This window comes from Methylobacterium sp. WL69 (assembly GCF_008039485.1).
Classification (GTDB): Bacteria; Pseudomonadota; Alphaproteobacteria; order Rhizobiales; family Beijerinckiaceae; genus Methylobacterium.
Window position 1 is genome coordinate 26,314 of record NZ_VRUZ01000002.1, and the last position, 19,284, is coordinate 45,597.

The 19,284-nt window shown below is 71.8% G+C and carries 19 protein-coding genes; 9 read left to right on the plus strand and 10 right to left on the minus strand.

Features of this window, described 5'->3' with window-relative positions:
• Nucleotides 1-150: 150 nt before the first annotated feature.
• From FV218_RS00930 to FV218_RS00945, 4 genes are all read right to left on the minus strand, one after another.
• Nucleotides 151-519, minus strand: a complete 369-nt coding sequence (locus tag FV218_RS00930; RefSeq protein WP_147708368.1) for a hypothetical protein — start codon at nucleotides 517-519, stop codon at nucleotides 151-153.
• A 168-nt stretch (nucleotides 520-687) separates the two neighbouring features.
• Nucleotides 688-1,809: a molybdenum ABC transporter ATP-binding protein gene (modC, locus tag FV218_RS00935; RefSeq protein ID WP_147708369.1), complete on the minus strand. Its 1,122-nt coding sequence runs from the start codon at nucleotides 1,807-1,809 to the stop codon at nucleotides 688-690.
• Nucleotides 1,806-2,516, minus strand: coding sequence for a molybdate ABC transporter permease subunit (gene modB / locus FV218_RS00940; RefSeq protein ID WP_147708370.1), 711 nt, complete (start codon nucleotides 2,514-2,516; stop codon nucleotides 1,806-1,808). Before modB ends, modC begins: the two co-directional genes overlap by 4 nt.
• 126 nt (nucleotides 2,517-2,642) lie before the next feature.
• A complete protein-coding gene (locus FV218_RS00945; protein WP_244474900.1) occupies nucleotides 2,643-2,798 on the minus strand; it encodes a hypothetical protein in 156 nt (51 codons plus the stop codon).
• Nucleotides 2,799-2,976: 178 nt separating this feature from the next.
• On the opposite strand from FV218_RS00945, the gene FV218_RS00950 reads away from it, so the two are divergent.
• The 4 genes from FV218_RS00950 to FV218_RS00965 all read left to right on the plus strand — a co-directional run bounded on the left by FV218_RS00950 (nucleotide 2,977) and on the right by FV218_RS00965 (nucleotide 8,711).
• Complete coding sequence (locus tag FV218_RS00950; RefSeq protein ID WP_147708372.1) at nucleotides 2,977-3,912, plus strand: 50S ribosomal protein L11 methyltransferase; 936 nt, start codon at nucleotides 2,977-2,979, stop codon at nucleotides 3,910-3,912.
• Between the two features lie 24 nt (nucleotides 3,913-3,936).
• On the plus strand, nucleotides 3,937-5,748 hold the full coding sequence (locus FV218_RS00955) for an aminopeptidase P family protein (protein ID WP_147708373.1): 1,812 nt from the start codon (nucleotides 3,937-3,939) through the stop codon (nucleotides 5,746-5,748).
• Nucleotides 5,749-5,870: 122 nt separating this feature from the next.
• A complete protein-coding gene (locus FV218_RS00960) occupies nucleotides 5,871-6,824 on the plus strand; it encodes an acetyl-CoA carboxylase carboxyltransferase subunit alpha (protein WP_187272926.1) in 954 nt (317 codons plus the stop codon).
• A gap of 354 nt (nucleotides 6,825-7,178) precedes the next feature.
• Entirely contained in the window at nucleotides 7,179-8,711 is a 1,533-nt protein-coding gene (locus tag FV218_RS00965; protein WP_147708374.1) for a L,D-transpeptidase family protein, read from the plus strand.
• Nucleotides 8,712-8,763: 52 nt separating this feature from the next.
• On the opposite strand, the gene FV218_RS00970 is transcribed toward FV218_RS00965, so the two are convergent.
• On the minus strand, nucleotides 8,764-10,206 hold the full coding sequence (locus tag FV218_RS00970) for an NAD-dependent succinate-semialdehyde dehydrogenase (RefSeq protein WP_147708375.1): 1,443 nt from the start codon (nucleotides 10,204-10,206) through the stop codon (nucleotides 8,764-8,766).
• A gap of 86 nt (nucleotides 10,207-10,292) precedes the next feature.
• Nucleotides 10,293-11,087 carry a class II glutamine amidotransferase gene (locus FV218_RS00975; protein ID WP_056088613.1) on the minus strand — a complete coding sequence of 265 codons (795 nt, stop codon included), beginning with the start codon at nucleotides 11,085-11,087 and terminating at the stop codon, nucleotides 10,293-10,295.
• 422 nt (nucleotides 11,088-11,509) lie between these two features.
• Here FV218_RS00975 and FV218_RS00980 point away from each other — a divergent pair, with 422 nt between their 5' ends.
• Entirely contained in the window at nucleotides 11,510-11,902 is a 393-nt protein-coding gene (locus FV218_RS00980; RefSeq protein WP_147708376.1) for a response regulator, read from the plus strand.
• Between the two features lie 93 nt (nucleotides 11,903-11,995).
• Here FV218_RS00980 and rpsU read toward each other — a convergent pair whose 3' ends face one another.
• Complete coding sequence (gene rpsU, locus FV218_RS00985; protein ID WP_056088618.1) at nucleotides 11,996-12,313, minus strand: 30S ribosomal protein S21; 318 nt, start codon at nucleotides 12,311-12,313, stop codon at nucleotides 11,996-11,998.
• Between the two features lie 229 nt (nucleotides 12,314-12,542).
• Nucleotides 12,543-13,757, minus strand: a complete 1,215-nt coding sequence (phaZ, locus tag FV218_RS00990) for a polyhydroxyalkanoate depolymerase (RefSeq protein WP_056088621.1) — start codon at nucleotides 13,755-13,757, stop codon at nucleotides 12,543-12,545.
• A 429-nt stretch (nucleotides 13,758-14,186) separates the two neighbouring features.
• On the opposite strand from phaZ, the gene FV218_RS00995 reads away from it, so the two are divergent.
• Nucleotides 14,187-14,843: a glutathione S-transferase family protein gene (locus FV218_RS00995; protein WP_147708377.1), complete on the plus strand. Its 657-nt coding sequence runs from the start codon at nucleotides 14,187-14,189 to the stop codon at nucleotides 14,841-14,843.
• A 63-nt stretch (nucleotides 14,844-14,906) separates the two neighbouring features.
• Here FV218_RS00995 and FV218_RS01000 read toward each other — a convergent pair whose 3' ends face one another.
• A complete protein-coding gene (locus tag FV218_RS01000) occupies nucleotides 14,907-16,295 on the minus strand; it encodes an ATP-binding protein (RefSeq protein ID WP_056088626.1) in 1,389 nt (462 codons plus the stop codon).
• Nucleotides 16,292-17,014, minus strand: coding sequence for a response regulator (locus tag FV218_RS01005; RefSeq protein WP_056088629.1), 723 nt, complete (start codon nucleotides 17,012-17,014; stop codon nucleotides 16,292-16,294). Before FV218_RS01005 ends, FV218_RS01000 begins: the two co-directional genes overlap by 4 nt.
• A 274-nt stretch (nucleotides 17,015-17,288) precedes the next feature.
• On the opposite strand from FV218_RS01005, the gene FV218_RS01010 reads away from it, so the two are divergent.
• From FV218_RS01010 to proC, 3 genes are all read left to right on the plus strand, one after another.
• Nucleotides 17,289-17,597 (plus strand): accessory factor UbiK family protein, encoded by a 309-nt coding sequence (locus tag FV218_RS01010; protein WP_056088631.1) that lies wholly within the window; start codon nucleotides 17,289-17,291, stop codon nucleotides 17,595-17,597.
• Between the two features lie 335 nt (nucleotides 17,598-17,932).
• A complete protein-coding gene (locus FV218_RS01015) occupies nucleotides 17,933-18,436 on the plus strand; it encodes a YbjN domain-containing protein (RefSeq protein ID WP_056088634.1) in 504 nt (167 codons plus the stop codon).
• The gene (gene proC, locus FV218_RS01020) at nucleotides 18,433-19,245 is read left to right on the plus strand and encodes a pyrroline-5-carboxylate reductase (protein WP_281407786.1); all 813 of its coding nucleotides are present in this window, start codon (nucleotides 18,433-18,435) and stop codon (nucleotides 19,243-19,245) included. The genes FV218_RS01015 and proC overlap by 4 nt, the downstream gene beginning before the upstream one ends.
• The last annotated feature ends 39 nt before the right edge of the window (nucleotides 19,246-19,284 follow it).

The window sequence follows — 19,284 nt, forward strand, 5'->3', positions numbered from 1 at the left end:
CGCCGGCCTCCGGGCCGGCGGTTCGGACGAAACGAAAGGCCGGGGTTCGCCCCGGCCTTTCGCGTTCCGGTGCCTGCGCCACCCATGCGAACGCCCCCGGCCGGGTCCGCCAAGGGCGGTCGGTCGAGGGCGGTCGGGTGGACGGGGACGTCAGGCGGTGCGGTCGAGGGGGTGCTCGGTGGTCGCGCGGGCGGCGGCCGCCTGCTCGGCGTAGGCGCGGGCTTTCAGGATCACCGGATCGGGCAACTGGACAATCACGTCGCCGGAGGCCGGGTCGACCTCCTGGTAGACCACCGTGCGGGTGTCCCGGTCGATGCGGATGCGGGCCTCGTTGGGCGTCGCCGCCGCGTCCGTCGCGGGCCGGGGCGCATCGCGCTCCGGGGCCGGGATCCGGATGTCGAGGCGCACGGCGGGCGCGAGGGGCTCCGGCGCCGCGACGCGCGTCACGGGCTGGACCGGAGCCGGACCGGCGCCCGGCCCCCGGAACGCGGGGGTGGCGGTAATGGTCGAGATCGACATCGTACGCCCCTCGCCTCCTTTGATGACAGGACACCATTCAACGCGCGGGGCCTGAATCGAACCTTAAGAAATCACCCCCGCCCCCCGGTCTCGCGTCGTGTCGTCAAGGGAGCCTTGCGGCGATCCGTCGAATCTTAAGGGCTTCCAACAGCGCACTGCGAAGAGCCCTCAGATCTCCACCGCGCCGAGGCCCCGGCCGGTGCCGATGCCCTGCGGATCGAAGGCGACGCTCTTCACCACAGCGAAGACCGGCTGGCCCGGCGCGAGGGCGAGGTCGCGCACGGAGGCCTGCGTGAGGCGGGCGGCCAGGGCCGCGCCGCCGCACTCGAGGGTGACGCGCACGGCCCCCTCCCCCAGGGGGGTGAGGTCGCGCACCGTTCCGGCGAGGACGTTGCGGGCGCTGAGGCCCACGGGCGCCTGCGTCGCCACCAGCACGTCGCGGGCCGGCACGAGGAGGCGCACGGGCGTGCCGACCGCCCGGTCGAGGCGCGGCACGCTCAAGGCGCCGGCGATGCCGGTGAGGTGGGTCAGGCCCGAGGCGGGATCGTGCCCGGCCACCACCATGTCGAGGAGGCTGCCGCCTTGCGCCGCGTGGTCGGGGCCGAGTTCGCCCCGGCGCAGCAGGGCCTCGGCCGGGCCGGCGGCGGCGACGCGCCCGGCCTCCAGCACCACGAGGGTGTCGGCGAGGCGCGCCACCTCCGACACGGCGTGGCTGACATACACGATGGGGATGCCGGCCCCGTCGCGCAGGCCCTCGATGAGGGGGAGGATCTCGGCCTTGCGCGCGGCGTCGAGGGCGGCGAGCGGCTCGTCCATGAGCAGCAGGCGCGGCCGCGACAGCAGGGCCCGGCCGATGGCGACGCGCTGGCCCTCCCCGCCCGACAGGCCGGCGGGGCGCCGCGCCAGGAGGTGGCCGATGCCGAGCAGCCCGATGACGTCGTCGAAGGCGAGGCCGGGGCTCGCCGCCTGTCCGCGGGCGAAGAACCGCCGGCCGTAATCGAGGTTCTGGCGCACGCTGAGATGGGGCAGCAGCCGCGGTTCCTGAAACACCATGCCGATGCGGCGGCGATGGGTCGGCACGTCGATGCGACGGTGCGTGTCGAGCAGGGTCTCGCCCGCCACGACGATGCGGCCCCGGTCGGGGCGCACGAGGCCGGCGAGGCAGTCGATCACCGTGGTCTTGCCCGAACCCGAGGGCCCGAACAGGGCGGTGAGGCCGGGGCTGGCCGCGAAGGCGACGTCGAGGCGGAAGGCGCCGCGCGTCAGCGAAACGTCGAGGTCGAGGCTCATCCGGCCCCCAGGCGGCGGGCGAGGCGCCGGGCCAGGAGTTCGGAGGCGAGCAACGCCGCCATGGACAGGGCGACGGAGATCAGGGTGAGGCGCAGGGCGCCCGCCTCGCCGCCCGGCACCTGGGTCAGGGTGTAGATGGCCGACGGCAGGGTCTGGGTCTCGCCGGGAATGTTCGACACGAAGGTGATGGTGGCGCCGAACTCGCCCATGGCTTTCGCAAACGCCAGCACGGCGCCGGCCAGCACGCCGGGGAGCGCGAGCGGCAGGGTCACGGTGAGGAAGACCGACCACGGCGAGGCCCCGAGGGTCGCCGCCGCCTGCTCGACCCGCCGGTCCACGGCCTCCAGCGACAGGCGCATGGCCCGGACCATGAGGGGGAACCCCATGACGGCGCAGGCAAGCGCCGCCCCGGTCCAGCGGAACGACAGCACGATGCCGATTTCGGCCAGAGCCGCCCCGAAGGTGCCGCGCCGCCCGAAGGCGAGGAGCAGGAGGTAGCCCGTCACCACCGGCGGCAGGATCAGGGGCAGGTGCACGAGCCCGTCGAGGAGGCCGCGGCCGGGGAAACGCCTGCGCGCCAGCAGCCAGGCCACGGCGAGGCCGGGCCCGAGGCTCGCGAGGGTGGCGACGGCCGCCACCCGCAGGCTCAGGGCGATGGCGGTCCACTCGTCGGGGGTGAGGCCGAGCCGGTCCAAGATCAAATCCAAGATCAGATCAGGACCGGTTCAGCAGGCCCACATCGCCCATTCGCGCATCCCGTCATAGTCGAGGTCCCGTCGCAGCTGGCCGACGCCACGGACCTACCATGACTCGCCCTGGACCGGGAACGCGCCTCAGGCCGAGCGGTCCTCGTCCTCGCGCAGGCGGGTCTCGGAGCGGTGTAGGCGGCTGAGCAGCACGAGCATGGAGCCCGGCAGCGGCGCCGTCAGCGCCTCGGCGTCGAGAATCCCTTCGCGTCCGCGGGCGAGGCGCCTGCGGGACTTGGACATTTCCGCCATGACCACCGGCGTTCGACCGCCGGGTCTCTTGATTTTCATACGCACACGGGCACCCGCGATGATCGAACCGACGCCGGGAAGCGAGGACAAACGCGGAACCTCGGTCCGCGTTCCGTAAGATTTTCGCGACAGTGGCGACGCATCGTCCGGGATGTTAGAGCCCTCGTCCATGCTCGAAGGCCTGCCTCCCCACCGCCCGACCCACGTGCTCCGGCTCCTCACCGACGAGGGGTCGGCCAAGGCGATGACCGACCTCCTGGGCGAGATGTTCGACCCGACGCAGACGGCGGTGGCCGCCTTCGAGGCCGAGGACGGCCGGACCTGGCGCCTGGAGGCGTACTTCGCCGACGCGCCGGACGAGGCCATGGTCCGCGACCTCATCCGGCCCGTGGTCGGCGATCAGGCCGATGTCGCCACCTTCGAGACCATCGACCAGCAGGACTGGGTCCGCGCGTCCCTCGAAGGGCTCAACCCCGTGCGGGCCGGCCGCTTCCTCGTCCACGGCAGCCACGACCGCGACACCGTGCGGGTCAACGACCTCGCCATCGAGATCGAGGCGGCCCTCGCCTTCGGCACCGGCCACCATGGCACCACCCTCGGCTGCCTGCGGGCGCTGGCCGACCGACTCAAGCGCGGGCGGCCGGCCCACGTCCTCGACGTCGGCACCGGCACCGGCATCCTCGCCTTCGCGGCGGCCAAAGCCCTGCACGCTCCGGTCATCGCCGGCGACCTCGACCCCGAGGCGGTGACGACGGCCATCGGCAATGCCCGCCTCAACGGGTTAGGCCCCAACCTGAGGCTCTACCAGGGACCGGGCGTGCGCCACGCCCTCGCCGCCCGGCCGCGCCGGTTCGACGTGGTGTTCGCCAACATCCTGGCGCGTCCGCTGAAAGGCCTCGCCCCCTCGCTCACGGCGGTGGTGGCGGACCACGGCATCCTCATCCTCTCCGGCCTCATCGAGCGCGACGTGCCGGGCGTGCTCTCGACCTACCGCCATCGCGGCTTCCACCTCGCCCGCCACGGCCTCATCGAGGGCTGGGCCACCCTCGTGCTCAAGCGCGGCGGCGCGGCGCCCCGCCCCTTGCGCAGATGGTTGCCGCACTGAACCGCCCGGCGTAACCCTGGCCGCATGACGCGCGCCCGCTTCCAGACCTTCGACGATCCGAGCCACCGCGAGGGGGCTCTTCGCATCGCCGCCCTGCGCGGCGTCCTGGCGGCGCAGGGGCTCGACGGATTCGTGGTGCCGCGGGCCGACGAGCACCAGTCGGAATACGTGCCCCCCGGCGCCGAGCGCCTCGCCTGGCTCACGGGCTTCACCGGCTCGGCCGGCACGGCGGTGATCCTGGAGGAGGCCGCCGTCCTGGTGGTGGACGGGCGCTACACCCTCCAGGCCCCGGCCCAGGTCGACACCGCGATCCTCACCCCGGTCCAGCTCGCCGAGACGAACGTCGAGGCGTGGATCGGCGCGAATTTCGGGGCCGGACAGGTGCTCGGCTACGATCCGTGGCTGCACACGCCGGACGGCGTCGCCCGCCTGGAGCGCGCCGTGCACAGGGCCGGGGCGACGCTCCGCGCCGTCGCGGCCAACCCCGTCGATGCCGTGTGGCGCGACCGGCCGGGCGCACCGGCCGGTCCGGTGGTGGCCCATCCCCTCGCTCTGGCGGGCGAGGCGGCGCACGAAAAACTCGCCCGCATCCGCGCGGCCCTCGCCCAGGCCGCGTGCGCCGCCCTGGTGATCTCGGACCCGCACAACCTCGCCTGGGCGTTCAACCTGCGCGGCGCGGACGTGGCGCACACGCCCCTGGCGCTCGGCTACGCGATCCTGCCCCTGGACGAGCGCCCGACCCTGTTCCTCGCCTCGCCCGACATCGCCCCGGAGCTTCGCGCGGCGCTCGCGCCCCTGGCCGACCTCCGGCCGAAGGCGGAGTTCGACGCCGCCCTCGACGGCATCGCGAAGGGTCGGAAGATCCGCCTCGACGCCGCCACGGCGGCCATCGCCCTCAAGGTCCGGATCGAGGCCGCGGGCGGCGTCGCCGAGACCGGTCCCGACCCCATCACCGCCCTCAAGGCGGTGAAGAACGACACCGAGATCGCCGGCACCCGCGCGGCACATCTTCGCGATGGCGTCGCGGTGGTCCGCTTCCTCGCCTGGATCGACGGGGCGGACACCCTCACGGAGATCGCCGCCGTCGAGGCCCTGGAGGATTTTCGCAGCCGGGGCGGCCTGCTGAAGGACGTCTCGTTCCCGACCATCTCGGGCAGCGGCCCCAACGGCGCCATCGTGCATTACCGGGTGAGCCGCGAGACCGACCGCCGGGTCGAACCGGGCGAGCTCTTCCTCGTCGATTCCGGCGCGCAATACGCCGACGGCACCACGGACATCACCCGCACGGTGGCCGTCGGGGCGCCGACGGACCTCATGCGCGACCGCTTCACCCGGGTGCTCAAGGGCCACATCGCCATCGCGCGGGCGGTGTTCCCCAAGGGGACCACGGGCGCGCAGATCGACGGCTTCGCCCGCGCCGCCCTGTGGGAGGCCGGCCTCGACTTCGACCACGGCACCGGCCACGGCGTCGGCGCCTTCCTCTCCGTCCACGAGGGCCCGCAGCGCATCGCCAAGACCGGCACCGTGCCGCTGGAGGCCGGCATGATCCTCTCCAACGAGCCGGGCTATTACCGGGCCGGGGAATACGGCATCCGCCTCGAGAACCTCGTGCTGGTGGAGCCGCGCGCGATTCCCGGCGGCGAACGGCCGATGCTCGGCTTCGAGACCCTGACGCTCGCGCCGTTCGACCGGCGCCTCATCGCCCTCGACCTGTTGAGTCCGGCCGAGCGCGCCTGGATCGACGCCTATCACGCCCGGGTCCGCGACGCCCTCGGGCCCCACCTCGACGCGGCCGCCCTTGCCTGGCTCGACGCGGCCACCCGCCCCCTCGCCTGACCCCTCGCCAGTCCCCTCGCGGTTGACACCCGCCCGGGGTTCGCCAACACCTCGCCCCGCTGCGCACCGGGTGGAAATCCCGCCGCGCGCGATCTCGATGGATCTTGAGACCGATGACGGTGATGCGCTCCTACCTGGACTTCGAGAAGCCCGTCGCCGAACTCGAGGCGAAGGTCGAGGAACTCAAGGCCGTGGGCGCCCGCGACGGTGCCGTGTCCATCAGCGAGGAGGTCGGGCGCCTGGAAGCCAAGGCGGCGGCCGCCCTGTCGGACATCTACGCGTCCCTGACCCCGTGGCAGAAGACCCAGGTGGCCCGCCACCCGCAGCGGCCGCACTTCGTCGATTACTGCGCCGACCTCGTCACCGAGTTCACGCCGCTGGCCGGCGACCGCACCTTCGGCGAGGACGCCGCCATCGTCGCCGGGTTCGGCCGGTTCCGGGGACGGGCCGTCTGCGTCATCGGCCAGGAGAAGGGCCATTCCACCGAGACGCGCCTGCGCCACAATTTCGGGATGGCCAAGCCCGAGGGCTACCGCAAGGCCGTGCGCCTGATGGAGATGGCCGACCGCTTCGGCCTCCCCGTCCTCGCCTTCATCGACACCGCCGGGGCGTTCCCGGGCATCGAGGCAGAGGAGCGCGGCCAGGCCGAGGCCATCGCCCGCTCCACGGAGGCCTGCCTGTCCCTCGGCGTGCCCAACGTGGCGCTCGTCATCGGCGAGGGCGGCTCGGGCGGCGCCATCGCGCTCGCCACCGCCAACCGCGTGCTGATGATGGAGCATGCCATCTACGGGGTGATCTCCCCCGAGGGCGCCGCCTCGATCCTATGGCGCGACCAGGGCCGGGCGGCGGACGCCGCCACCGCCATGAAGATCACCGCGCAGGACCTCCTGCGGCTCGGCATCATCGACACCATCGTGCCCGAGGCCACGGGGGGCGCCCATCGCGGCCGTGCCGCCGCCACCGCCGCCGCCGGACAGGCCCTCGCCGCGGCCCTGGCCGAGTTCGACGGCCTGTCGCCCGACGACATCCGCGACCGCCGCGCCGCGAAATTCCTGGAGATCGGCCGCAAACTCTGACGATCCCCGCCCCGATGACCCGGCAGGACGCTTTGTCGCAGGTCGGGTGCAGGAACCTTTTAAGGTTTGTCCGGGCGGACTGTGCCGGATCGCACATGCGGTGGTCCAGGCCCGTGGCCGCGGACCCGGCGAAAAGCCCTTTCGGATCAGCGGTTTCGCGATGGCCTCGGCGGGCCGGGCGCCCGGGTTCCACGCTGCGCCCGAACCATGCCCGCGATTCACAGGCATCCCCCGCCGCCGATCCCGTCGCCTTGCGGTAAGAAGGGGGTAAGTTTAACGGAGCTATTGGGTTGGGGAGTGGCGTTCGACGGGACAAATCCCGCGGAGGCGTATCTTTTGAGAACGGGGTTCCCCATGGCTGTGCGCCCGTCGGCGTTGCGCCCGTACGTGATCGCCGGCCTCGCCGCGCTCACGATCTCCCTTGGCGCCTGCCAGGACGGATCGACGGGCGGCGGCGTTCCCCTGCGGGCCCTCGCACCCGTGCCGCAAAAGACCCTCGCGCTCATGACCCAGAAGGGCATGGCCCAGAACGACCCCATCCTCATCCGCGCCTACAAGAAGGAAGCGGAGATGGAGGTGTGGAAGCGCGGCGCAGGTGGCCAATACGCCCTCCTGAAGACGTTCCCGATCTGCCGCTGGTCGGGTCAGCTCGGCCCCAAGACCAAGCAGGGCGACCGTCAGGCCCCCGAGGGCTTCTACACGGTGACGCCGGGGCAGATGAACCCGAACTCTTCGTACTACCTCTCGTTCGACACCGGGTACCCCAACGCCTACGACCGGGCCAACAACCGCTCGGGCAACTACATCATGGTCCACGGCACCTGCTCGTCGGCAGGCTGCTTTGCCATGACCGACGAATCCATGGGCGAGATCTACGCCCTCGCGCGCGATTCCTTCGCCGGCGGCCAGCGGGCGTTCCAGTTCCAGTCCTATCCGTTTCGAATGACGGCCTCCAACGTCGCGAAGTTCCGCAACGACCCCAACGCGCCGTTCTGGAAGAACCTCAAGGAGGGCTCGGACTATTTCGAGGCCCTGCGCGAGGAGCCGAAGGTGGGCCTGTGCGGCACGCGCTACGTGTTCGGCGGGTCGGATGCGGCGGCCGGCTCCTGCACGCCCCGCGTGGAACCGCAGGTCGCCGAGAAGCGCGACCGCGACAACCGCGAGATCGCCGAGCTCGTCGCCAAGGGCACGCCGGCGACCCGCGTGGTCTACGAGGACGGCAGCCAGAACCCGGTGTTCCGCCCGCAGGCACCGAGCAGCACCCTGGCGTTCGCCAATCTGGTGAAGTCCGAGGAGCCGGAGCAGCCCTACGATCCCAAGGACTACGCCCGCCACCACCTCGGCGAGGTCAGCCGCCCCGAAACCATCGCGGCCGCCCGCGAGGTCGAGGTCGACGCCAAGGGCCGCCCGGTCATGCTCGCCGCCGCCGACGCGCCGATCCCGACCAAGGCCGCCGCCGCTCAGGCCGGCAGGAAGGGCGCCCCCGCCCGCACCACCCTGATGGCGAAGGTCGAGCCCGTGGTTCAACCCTTGGCCGAGCCGGCCGCGACTCCGCAGAAACCCGCCCGCGTGATGGTGGCCGACGCAGACGGCGATCCGGCCGCCTACAAGAAGCTGCTCGGCAACCTGTTCAGCAACGGCCCCGCCCCGGCGACGCCGGCCGCCGACGCGGCGACGATCCCGCCCGCCGTCGCCGCCGATCCCGTGCCGACCAAGCTCACCCCCAAGGCGCCCGCGAAGGTCGCCCATTCCGGGCAGATCCACGCGGCGACGACCCAGCCGGCGAAGGGGAAGCCCGGCACCGTCGCCGCCGTCGACGAGAAGGCGGCCAAGCCCGCCGCGAAGCCGCCGGCTCCGGCGACGAAGGCCGCGGCGGCCAAGGATTGATCCCCCATCGCGACCGCCCCGGATGGAGCGGTCGCGATGGGGTCTCCGCGCGCTACGCCCCGACGCTCGCCTGGCTCACGAACTTGGTGGTGAGGTAGGCCTCGATGGCCTCCGAACCGCCCTCGCTGCCGTGGCCGGAATCGCCGACGCCGCCGAACGGCGTTTCCGGCAGGGCCAGTCCGTGATGGTTGATGCCGATCATGCCGCTGTGCACCCGCGCGGCGACCTCCGTCGCCCGGGTCACGGAGCGGGTGTAGGCATAGGCCGCGAGCCCGTAGGGCAGGCGGTTGGCCTCGGCGTAGGCCGCCTCGTCGTCGGAGAACCGCTGGATCAGGGCGACGGGCCCGAACGGCTCCTCGTTCATGATGCGGGCCTCCACCGGCACGTCGCACAGGACGGTGGGGGCGAAGAAGTTGCCGCGGTTGCCGATGCGGTGGCCCCCGGTGCGCAGTTCCGCCCCCTTGGCGACGGCGTCGGCACAGAGGGATTCCATCGCTTCCAGGCGCCGCGCATGGATGAGCGGCCCCATGGTGGTCTCCGGATCGAGGCCGTCGCCGACCACGCGCGCCTCGCTGAAAGCCACGAAGCCATCGCGAAAACGCTCGTAGACGGAGTCGTGGACGAGGAAGCGGGTCGGCGCGACGCAGACCTGGCCGGCGTTGCGGAACTTGTTGGCACCGAGCACGGCCACTGCGGTCTCGATGTCGGCATCGGCGAAGACGAGGGCCGGGGCGTGGCCGCCGAGCTCCATGGTCGCCCGCTTCATGTGGCGGCCGGCGAGCGCCGCGAGCTCCTTACCCACGGGGGTCGAGCCCGTGAACGAGATCTTGGCGATGACCGGGTGCGGGATGAGATAGCCGGAGATGGTCGCCGGGTCGCCGTAGACGAGGGAGAGCACGTCGCCCGGCACCCCGGCATCGAGGAAGGCGCGCACGAGTTCGGCGCAGCTCGCCGGCGTGTCCTCGGGCCCCTTAAGGATCACCGAGCAGCCGGTGCAGAGGGCGGCCGAGACCTTGCGCACGGCCTGGTTGATGGGGAAGTTCCACGGGGTGAACGCCGCCACGGGCCCGACGGGCTGGCGCAGGACCATCTGGACGACGCCGTCGGCGCGGGCCGGGATGATGCGGCCGTAGGCGCGGCGGCCTTCCTCGGCGAACCAGTCGATGACGTCGGCCGCGGCCAGGGTCTCCATCCGCGCCTCGGCGAGCGGCTTGCCCTGTTCGAGGGTCATGATGCGGGCGATGGCGTCGGCGCGCTGGCGCAGGAGGTCGGCGGCCCGGCGCATGGTCCTGCCGCGCTCGAACGCCGAGACCTGGCGCCAGGCGGAAAAGCCCCGCTCGGCGGCCTCCAGCGCACGGTCGAGGTCGGACCGGGCGGCGACCGCACAGGTGCCGAGGCTCTCGCCGGTGGCCGGGTTCAGGACCGGCAGGGTGTCGCCGCCGGCGCCCCCGGTCCAGGCCCCCGCGATGTGCAGGCTCACGTTCGGATAGGTCATCGTCGGCTCCCGCGCAGTTGGAACTGCGCGGGTTGTCCGCCCTTCGCGCCCCGCCCGCAACCCGCGCGATGGCGTCGCCCGGTCGCTCAGGCCGCCATGCGCTCCGCCACGGCCTGATCGGGGCCGCGCAGGACCACGCTGCCGCCGCGCGTCGCCTGAAGGGTTCCGCCCTTCGGCACCACGTTCCAGCCGTCGCGGCAGCCGTCGATGGGCTCGGAGACCACCACGAGGCCGGTCTCGGTCTGGCGGTAGTACAGGCTCGGCGGGCGTCCGTCGCAGGCCCAGCGATAGGCCGTCAGGGTCTCGCCGTCGGTGACCACGGCGGTGAAGCGCAGGGGCTCGTCCGCCTCGGCCGCCCGCATGAGGTCGCGCACGGTGGACAGCGTCCGGGCCATGGCGCCGACGGGGTCCTCGGCCAGCCCGTCGGCCAGGGCGAGGAGGAAGATCGCCTCGGAATCCGTGGTGCCGCGCCGGACGTCGTAGAGGTCGTCGGGGATCAGGGCTTCGAGGCGGCGCTTGATCTTGTGATAGCCGCCGATCTGGCCGTTGTGCATGAACAGGTGCCGGCCATGGGCGAAGGGGTGGCAGTTCGCCCGCGTCGTCGCCGTGCCCGTCGAGGCGCGGACATGGGCGAAGAACATCCGCGCCCGCACTTGCTGGCACAGGTTGACGAGGTTCTCGTCGGACCAGGCCGGGCAGACGTCGCGATAGAGGCCGGGCTCGGCCCGCTCGCCGTACCAGCCGATGCCGAAACCGTCGCCGTTGGTCTCGGTCTTCGCCTCCGTCGCGTGGAGCGACTGGTGGACCAGGGAATGCGTCGGCGCGCAGACGAGGTCGGTCAGGAAGACGGGATCACCGGAATAGGCGAGAAAACGGCACATGCAGGCAGACACCTCCTGTGGATCTCGGGCGGGGGCCTCCCATCCGCCGGTGCGCGACCCCGCCTCGCGCGCCTGCCGTCTCAGCTTCGAAGCCCCGACTTTCGGGCGATCACGGTGAACGGATCGTTAACGTCACCGTCGAGCGTGCGCCCCGTGCATCGGATGTCATGCAAGAGACGCACCGCAGAAGATCGGGTGCCCCCGGCGTGCGAACACCGGTCTGCACCGGCACCATGGCGAGATCAGGATGAGGCGGCTGCAGGAACCGCATAGCCGGATCGGCACTTGCGATTCTGACACGTCCGGACTCTTGCCCAACGCGGCGTGGCAGAGCAGCATCACCCGGCGAGAATCATGATCGAGGGTTGGCGAGACCTTCTTGCGCCCTTTGGAACGCCCGCACCACCCGCAAAGGAGACTTCATGGCCCAGCCCCTGCCGGACTGCCCGATCGCCCTCGTGGTGGAGGACGACGCCGCAATCCGCGACCTCGCCACGGCGGTCCTCGAGGAAACCGACCTCGACGTGATCGCCTGCGACAGTGCCGAGGCGGCCATCTCCGTGCTGGAACGGTCCGGCGGACACGTCGCCCTGCTGTTCGCCGACGTGCGCCTCGGTGCGGGCATGGACGGGATCGACCTCGCCACGGCGGTGGGCCGGCGCTGGCCGGACGTGCGGGTCGTGCTCACCTCGGGCGGCGACGCCAGGGGCGCCGGCCGCATCCCGAGCCGGGCCGTCTACATGCAGAAGCCCTGGCGCGCCCTCGACGTGCTGGTCCAGGCCGAGCACGCCACCGTGGCCGCCCGCGCGGCCTGATCGATCGATCAGTCACAACGAAAAAGCCCGGCCGCGATGCAGCCGGGCTTTTTCGTTGCCGGGGTCGCTCCGAAGAGCGACCCGTACAAAAATTCAGGCGGCGCCGCCGACGGGGGGCAGCACGGTCGGGGCGGTCGGAGCGAACGGCGAACCGCCCGGACGACGGGGCGCACCGGCGCCGAAACGGGGCTTGGGCTTCGGAGCGGCGATCAGGCCCTCGCGGATGGCGGTCTTGCGCGCCTGCTTGCGGGCGCGGCGGACGGCCTCGGCCTTCTCGCGCGCCTTGCGCACGGACGGCTTCTCGTAAGCCTTGCGCTGCTTCATCTCGCGGAAGATGCCCTCACGCTGCATCTTCTTCTTGAGGACGCGGAGAGCCTGATCGACGTTGTTGTCGCGAACGAGTACCTGCAACGGTCTAGATCCTCTGAGACATAGGTTTGTTGAACGGCGCCGATCCCGGGGCCAATCGCGGTCCTGGAAGGAGGATGAAACCGACAAATGTCCCGGACCCGGAATTCTCTCCCGGGCGGGACGTCGGTCGGACGGCCTCGAATCGGCGCAGAAACTGCACTTGGGTCAGGCTCATACACGAAGGCTCGGCGAGTTCCAACCGCCGCAATGCGATTCCGACGCCCGCGTGTCAGGCGTGCGACTGAATGAAGTTGCGCACGAGCGGGTAGGTCTGGCTCTCCCACTTCCGGCCCGAGAACACGCCGTAATGGCCCACGCCCGCCTGGAGGTGATGGCTCTTCATGTGCGGGGCGAGGCCCGTACACAGATCGTGGGCCGCCATGGTCTGGCCGACGGCGCAGATGTCGTCGCGCTCGCCCTCGACGGTCATCAGCGCCGTGCGCCGGATCGAGCGCATGTCGATGGGATTGCCACGATAGGTGAGCTCGTTCTTGGCGAGCGTGTAATCCTGGAACACGGTCTTGACCGTCTCGATGTAGAACTCCGCCGCCAGATCGAGGACGGCGAAGTACTCGTCGTAGAAGGTCTCGATCTGCTGCGCCTTCTCGGTCTCGCCGTTGGCGAGATGCCAGAACAGGTCGGCATGGCCCTGCATGTGGCGCTTGGCGTTCATGGAGACGAAGGCCGAGACCTGCATGAAGCCGGGATAGACCCGCCGGCCGGCGCCCTTGTGGCGCTGGGGCACCGTGGCGATGAGGTTCTTCTCGAACCACGCGATGGGCTTCGAGGTGGCGAGGTGGTTCACGGAGGTCGGGCTGACGCGGCAATCGACCGGACCGGCCATGAGGGTCATGCTGCGGGGAGCGGCCACGTCCTTCGACTGGGCCATGACGGCGGCGGCGGCGAGCGCCTGCACGGCCGGCTGGCACACGGCGACGAGGTGGGCGCCCTCCCCGATGGCGCCGAGGAACTGCACGAGGTGGTCGACGTAGTCGTCGAAGCCGAAGGCACCGGCCTCGAGGGGCACGTCGCGGGCGTTGTGCCAGTCGGTGATGTAGACGTCGTGGTCGGCCAGAAGCGTCCGCACAGTGCCTCGCAGGAGGGTGGCGAAGTGGCCCGACAGGGGCGCCACCACGAGCACCGGCGGCTGGGGCGTGTCGATGTCCTTGCGGAAGCGCAGGAGCGTGCCGAACGGCGTGGCGAACACCGCTTCCTCGGTCACCGCCACCTCGCGGTTGCCCACGGTGATGGAATCGATGCCGTAGGCGGGCCGGGTGAAGGTCAGGCCGGCGCGCATCATCATGCGCGCCCCCGCCGACCACCAGTTCATCGGCTCGCGGTATCCGGCGGCGGTCCAGGGCGAGACCGCGTCGTGGACGAGCCGGCCCCAGGCACGGGTCTGCTCGGCCAGATCCGTCTGGGCATCGAAGGCACGATACAGCATGAAGCCCGAACTCCTACGCGAACGACCGGATCGCGGAACGTCCGCAGGGGACGGACCAGGCAAAAGGCCCGCCACCGATGGGGCGCTAGGCTGGTCTACGTGAGTCGGCAACGCAACGGGCCCGGCGAGCGATCCCACGGGATTGTTGTACGCCTGCATCACTCGCCGTCCCCAGCTCCGAACCGACCCGGCCCGCGCGCCCCCGATCGGCCGAACACCGCATGGGCGCAGGATACCGCATCCCGGGTTGTGCGGGGGTTGCGCGTCCGTACCGCGCCGGGTGTCGCGCCACCACCCCGCTCAGGGTTATCCGCGTACCCGGCCCCGAACGGGCTTGCCGTCCGCGCGGTTCGGCACGAGTCTTGGATCGCCACCAGCTTCGGTCCGTCCGCTTCGCGCACGGCCGACCAGAGACATCGGGGGACACCCATGCCAGCGGCGACACTCACCATTTCGAGTCGCAACTATTCGTCGTGGTCCCTCCGCGGCTGGCTCGTCTGCCGGATGGCGGGCCTCGACTTCGAGACGGAGCTGCTTTCGGGCAACGACGCGTCGACCCGAGCGGAACTGCTCCATCTCTCGCCGTCCTTCCTCGTCCCGCGCCTGTGCCACGGCGAGATCATCGTGTGGGATACGCTCGCCATCGCCCAATACCTCAACGAGATCCGGCCCGAGGCCGGGTTCCTGCCGAAGGACGCCGTGGCCCGCGCCCATTGCCGCTCCATCGCGGGCGAGATGCACGGCGGCTTCATCAACCTGCGCTCGGCCCTGCCGATGAATCTCAAGGCCCGCCACACCCACTTCAAGATCTTCAACGGCGCGCGCGGCGACATCGACCGCATCGTCACCATCGTGGACGAGTGCGTGTCGCGCTACGACGGTCCCTACCTGTTCGGCGACGCGCCGAGTCTCGCCGACGCGATGCTGGCCCCGGTCTGCACCCGGTTCGTGACCTACGACGTGCCGGTCTCGGACAGGACGGCGCGCTACCGCGACACCATCCTGGCCTGGCCGCTGATGCAGGAATGGACGGAGGCGGCGCTGGCCGAACCCGACGAGATCGAGGAACTCGACATGGAGTTCTGAGGGCACGGCCGGCCCGCCCCTCGGCCGGCCCGCCCCGGCGCCCGTCTCGCCTACGCGAAAAAACTACTCCGCCGCGATCCGCTCGGGCACGGACCGGGCCGCCCCCGCCGCCGGGGGCAGTTCGAGGCGGGCGGTGAGGCCGCGCGGGCTCCGGTTCGTCAGGATCAGGCGCCCGTCATGGGCCTCCGCGATGGCGACCACGATGGAGAGGCCGAGGCCGAAGCCGCTCGCCGTGTCGAGGTTGCGCGCCCGGTCGCCGCGCACGAACGGCTGCAGCATCGCCTCGCGCTCGGAATCCGGGATGCCGGGGCCGTCGTCGCCGACCTCCACCGCCACGACGTGCTCGGTCTGGACGATGCGCAGGCGGGCGCCGCCACCGTACTTCACCGCATTGTCGACGAGGTTCGTCACCGCGCGCTGCAGTTCCTCGGGCCGGCCGCGCACGAGGACGTGCCGGGTGGCCGCGACCCGGACGTCGGCGCCGACATCCGCGAAGGCGTCGCTCACGGTCTGGACCAGGGAGGCGACGTCGACGAGGGTCACGGCGCGCTCTTCCCCGCTCTGGCCGTCGCGGACGAAGGACAGGGCCGCCTCGACGAGGCCGTTCATCTGGTCGAGGTCGCGCAGGGTCATGGTCCGGGCGTGGTCGTCCTCGATGAACTCGGCGCGCAGGCGCAGGCGGGTGATGGGCGTGCGCAGGTCGTGGCTGATGGCCGCCAGCATCTGGGTGCGGTCGTCGACGAGGCGGCGCACCCGGGCGCGCATGCGGTCGAGGGCCTGCGCCACGGCGATGACCTCCTGCGGCCCGCCCTCGGGCAGGGCGACCACGTTCATGCGGGTGCCGAACGCCTCCGCGGCCTGCGCGAGGCGGGCCAGCGGCCGGGTCAGGGCCCGGGCCGCCCACACGGTGACCAGCGACAGGACCACGGCCAGGAACAGGAAGGTCACGACGATGGCCCCCTGCCGGATCGGCGGCCGGTCGTCGTCGGGCACGAGGGCGGAGAAGCGCGCGCCCTCCGGCGTGACGATCCCGATCCGGATGCCCGGCGGCGTGTCGGCGGCGTCGAGGTCGGTGATGGCGAGGGACCGGGCGAACCCGTCGCGCACGCGCTGCACCACGGTGTGGGCGGCGAGGGCCTCGCTCGCCGTGCCGGCCGGCGCCGAGGTGGGCCAGGATGCGATCCGCAGGGTCGGCAGGGTCCGGGCGGCGGCGCGCAGGAGGGCGTCGCGCTCCGGGGGTGCCGTGGCGTCGAGGAGGCGCGCCAGGGTCGCGATCCGGGTGGCGGCGACGCCCGGATGGTCGTCGGGGCGCCACGGCTCGCGCAGGGTGAAGAAGGCGAGGGTCGCCACCGCATGGGTCACCACCATGGCGGCGACGATGAGCAGGGCGATCTGCCCGGCGACGCTGCCGGGCCACAGGGCGGCGAGGCGGAGTCTGGCGGACGCCCTCATGTGCGCGCGACCTCCGGCGTGAACAGGTAGCCGCCCGAGCGGATGGTGCGGATGATCTCGGGGCTGCGCGGATCGCGCTCGATCTTCTGGCGGATGCGGCTGACGAGGACGTCGATGCTGCGCTCGTACGGGCCGGCGGCGCGCCCCTGCGTCAGGTCGAGGAGCTGGTCGCGGGACAGGACCCGGCCCGGGCGCAGGCACAGGGCGTGGAGGAGGTCGAACTCCGCGCCCGTGACGGCGATGCGCGCGCCCTCGGGGCTGACGAGCTGGCGCAGGGAGACGTCCAGGGTCCAGTCGAGGAAGTGCAGGCGGCGCACGCCGCCCTCGTCCTCGCCCTCCCCGGCCGACCCCCGCCGCAGGATGGCGCGGATGCGGGCCAGGAGTTCGCGCGGGTTGAACGGCTTGCCGAGGTAGTCGTCGGCGCCGATCTCGAGGCCGATGATCCGGTCGATCTCCTCGGCCTTGGCGGTGAGCATCAGGATCGGCACGTTCGACGTGGTCCGCAGGCGGCGGCACAGGCTGAGGCCGTCCTCGCCGGGCAGCATCAGGTCGAGGACCACGAGATCGACGCGGGCGTCGTTGAGGGCTTGGTCCATGGCGGTCCCGTCGCCCGCCACGGTGACGCGGCACGCATTGGCCCGGAGATACCGCGCCACGAGGGCGCTGATCTCGCGGTCGTCCTCGACCACGAGGATGTGAGGGGTCGCGGGCTGGGTCATGACGCGGGTCGTAGGGTTCGACAGAAGGTAGGGACGCGGGACCGTCCGCCCCCCGGTTATGCAGCCTCGCGCGGGCGGGGCGAAGGGGGGTGCGCCGGCCGATTTGTAACCGGCTGTTTCGGACGCGGCGTCGGACGGGTTTGGCAATAACCGTCCGGCGGGAGTCGGAACGGATTGCCGGAACCCGCGCCGATTCTTATGTCGCTGGGAACGGCCGCCGGTTCCGTGCCCCTCATGGACGCGGAGGGCGGCCGATTCCCCCGGGAGACGACCGATGCAAAGCTCCGACCGGCCAGGCTCAGATCGCCCCGGCAGCAACCGCCTGTTCGACGATTTCGCCCGCCTGATGACCGACGCCGCCGGCGCCGCGCAGGGGGTGCGCCGCGAGGCCGAAACGGTGGTCAAGGCGCAGTTCGAACGCCTGATCCGCGACATGGACATCGCCTCGCGCGAGGAACTCGACGTCCTGCGCGACATGGTCGCCGCCCTGCGCAGCCAGAACGACGCCCTGGCCCACCGCGTGGCCGCCCTCGAGGCCAAGCTCGGGCCCGAACCGGCCGCGGGCGTCACGGAAGCGATCTGACGCGATACCCGAGACGAGCGCGGTCCAAGGTCTCTTTCCGGCGACCGCGCTTGTGCACAGGAAGGAACGGTGGACGGTCGCTTTCCTGTTCACCGGGTTTCCGGAGCGCTTTGAAACGCGAGTCCGGCGCGGTCTATAGTGAGCCATGACCTGATTCGCCGCTGCCCCGAACCACCCCGTCCCGACCTCGACTGAGGCCGAACGTATCGCCCGAGCGGATGAGCTTGGATGATGCCAATGGTTTGGCCGATGCGAAGGATGAGGGGATGCCGGGGCACCGGGCCGCTCTTCACAACACGCCGACGATCCGTGCCGGATCGCCAAACTGGACCGCCATGACCCAACTCCACATCGAAGATCACGACCGGCACGAGCACCCCCTCGACATCGTCGAGCGCCTCGCGTCGCTGCGCGACTGGATCTTCGACCGGGCCGAGACCGACGAGATGTCGGTGTCCGTCGCCGGGCGCTGGGCCGATTACCACGTCGCCTTCACCTGGATCGAGGACGTGGAGGCCCTGCACGTGGCCTGCGCCTTCGACCTCAAGGTGCCCGAGCGCCGCCGCACGGAGGTGCTCCGGCTGGTGTCGCTCATCAACGAGCAGCTCTGGGTCGGGCATTTCGACCTGTGGTCGACGGACAGCGTGGTGATGTTCCGCCACTCGCTCCTGCTGACGGGTGGGTCCACGCCGACGCAGAACCAGTGCACCATGATGCTGAAATCGGCCGTGGACGCCTGCGAGCGCTACTATCAGGCGTTCCAGTTCGTGATCTGGGCCGGCAAGTCGGCGCGCGAATCCCTCGACGCCGTCCTGTTCGAGACCGAAGGCGAGGCGTGAGCCGGCTTCCCGCCTCCCTCACCCTCGTCGGCGCCGGCAAGATGGGGGGCGCGATGCTCTCCGGCTGGCTCGCCGGCGGCCTCGATCCGGCCCGCACCACGATCCTCGACCCCCAGCCCTCGCCCGAGATCGAGGCCCTGTGCGCGGCCTGCGGCCTCGCCCTCAACCCGGCCGCTCCGCCCGCGTCCGACGCCCTCGTGCTGGCGATGAAGCCGCAGGGCCTCGACGCCGCCGCGCCGATGCTGGCGGGGCTCGCCGGGGCGGACACCCTCGTGGTGTCGATCCTCGCCGGCAAGACCATCGCGGATCTGCGCACCCGCCTGCCCCGGGCGCGGGCCATCGTCCGCGCCATGCCGAACCTTCCCGCCAGCATCGGCCGGGGCGCCACCGGCGCCGTGGCGAGCGCGGGGGTGGATGCCGCCCGGTGCGACCAGGCCGACGCGCTGCTGGCCAGCGTCGGCCTCGTGGAATGGCTCGAAGACGAGGGCCTCATCGACGCGCTCACAGCCGTGTCCGGGTCCGGCCCGGCCTACGTGTTCCTCCTGGCCGAAGCGATGGCGCAGGCCGGCATCGCCGCCGGGCTTCCCGCCGCCATGGCGGCGCGGCTGGCCCGCGCCACGGTCTCGGGCTCGGGCGCCCTCCTCGACGCCACGGACCGCGACGCGGGACTCCTGCGCCGGGACGTGACCTCCCCCGGCGGCACCACCGCCGCGGCGCTCGCGGTGCTCATGCGCGACGGCGGCCTGCCCGACCTCCTGCGCGAGGCCGTGGCGGCGGGCCGGCACCGGGCGGGCGAATTGTCCGGGTAGGGTGGCCCTAACGACCTCGGCGGCTTCACCCTACATGGG

What these genes read in the sequence shown, in the direction of transcription:
- FV218_RS00945 (WP_244474900.1), bottom strand. Translation starts at nt 2,798, where the DNA reads ATGTCCAAGTCCCGCAGGCGCCTCGCCCGCGGACGCGAAGGGATTCTC.
- FV218_RS01000 (WP_056088626.1), bottom strand. Translation starts at nt 16,295, where the DNA reads ATGAGGGCGTCCGCCAGACTCCGCCTCGCCGCCCTGTGGCCCGGCAGC.
- phaZ (WP_056088621.1), bottom strand. Translation starts at nt 13,757, where the DNA reads ATGCTGTATCGTGCCTTCGATGCCCAGACGGATCTGGCCGAGCAGACC.
- modC (WP_147708369.1), bottom strand. Translation starts at nt 1,809, where the DNA reads ATGAGCCTCGACCTCGACGTTTCGCTGACGCGCGGCGCCTTCCGCCTC.
- FV218_RS00930 (WP_147708368.1), bottom strand. Translation starts at nt 519, where the DNA reads ATGTCGATCTCGACCATTACCGCCACCCCCGCGTTCCGGGGGCCGGGC.
- FV218_RS00960 (WP_187272926.1), top strand. Translation starts at nt 5,871, where the DNA reads ATGCGCTCCTACCTGGACTTCGAGAAGCCCGTCGCCGAACTCGAGGCG.
- FV218_RS00980 (WP_147708376.1), top strand. Translation starts at nt 11,510, where the DNA reads ATGGCCCAGCCCCTGCCGGACTGCCCGATCGCCCTCGTGGTGGAGGAC.
- FV218_RS00995 (WP_147708377.1), top strand. Translation starts at nt 14,187, where the DNA reads ATGCCAGCGGCGACACTCACCATTTCGAGTCGCAACTATTCGTCGTGG.
- FV218_RS00975 (WP_056088613.1), bottom strand. Translation starts at nt 11,087, where the DNA reads ATGTGCCGTTTTCTCGCCTATTCCGGTGATCCCGTCTTCCTGACCGAC.
- FV218_RS01005 (WP_056088629.1), bottom strand. Translation starts at nt 17,014, where the DNA reads ATGACCCAGCCCGCGACCCCTCACATCCTCGTGGTCGAGGACGACCGC.
- FV218_RS01010 (WP_056088631.1), top strand. Translation starts at nt 17,289, where the DNA reads ATGCAAAGCTCCGACCGGCCAGGCTCAGATCGCCCCGGCAGCAACCGC.
- FV218_RS00970 (WP_147708375.1), bottom strand. Translation starts at nt 10,206, where the DNA reads ATGACCTATCCGAACGTGAGCCTGCACATCGCGGGGGCCTGGACCGGG.
- FV218_RS01015 (WP_056088634.1), top strand. Translation starts at nt 17,933, where the DNA reads ATGACCCAACTCCACATCGAAGATCACGACCGGCACGAGCACCCCCTC.
- FV218_RS00965 (WP_147708374.1), top strand. Translation starts at nt 7,179, where the DNA reads ATGGCTGTGCGCCCGTCGGCGTTGCGCCCGTACGTGATCGCCGGCCTC.
- FV218_RS00955 (WP_147708373.1), top strand. Translation starts at nt 3,937, where the DNA reads ATGACGCGCGCCCGCTTCCAGACCTTCGACGATCCGAGCCACCGCGAG.
- FV218_RS00950 (WP_147708372.1), top strand. Translation starts at nt 2,977, where the DNA reads ATGCTCGAAGGCCTGCCTCCCCACCGCCCGACCCACGTGCTCCGGCTC.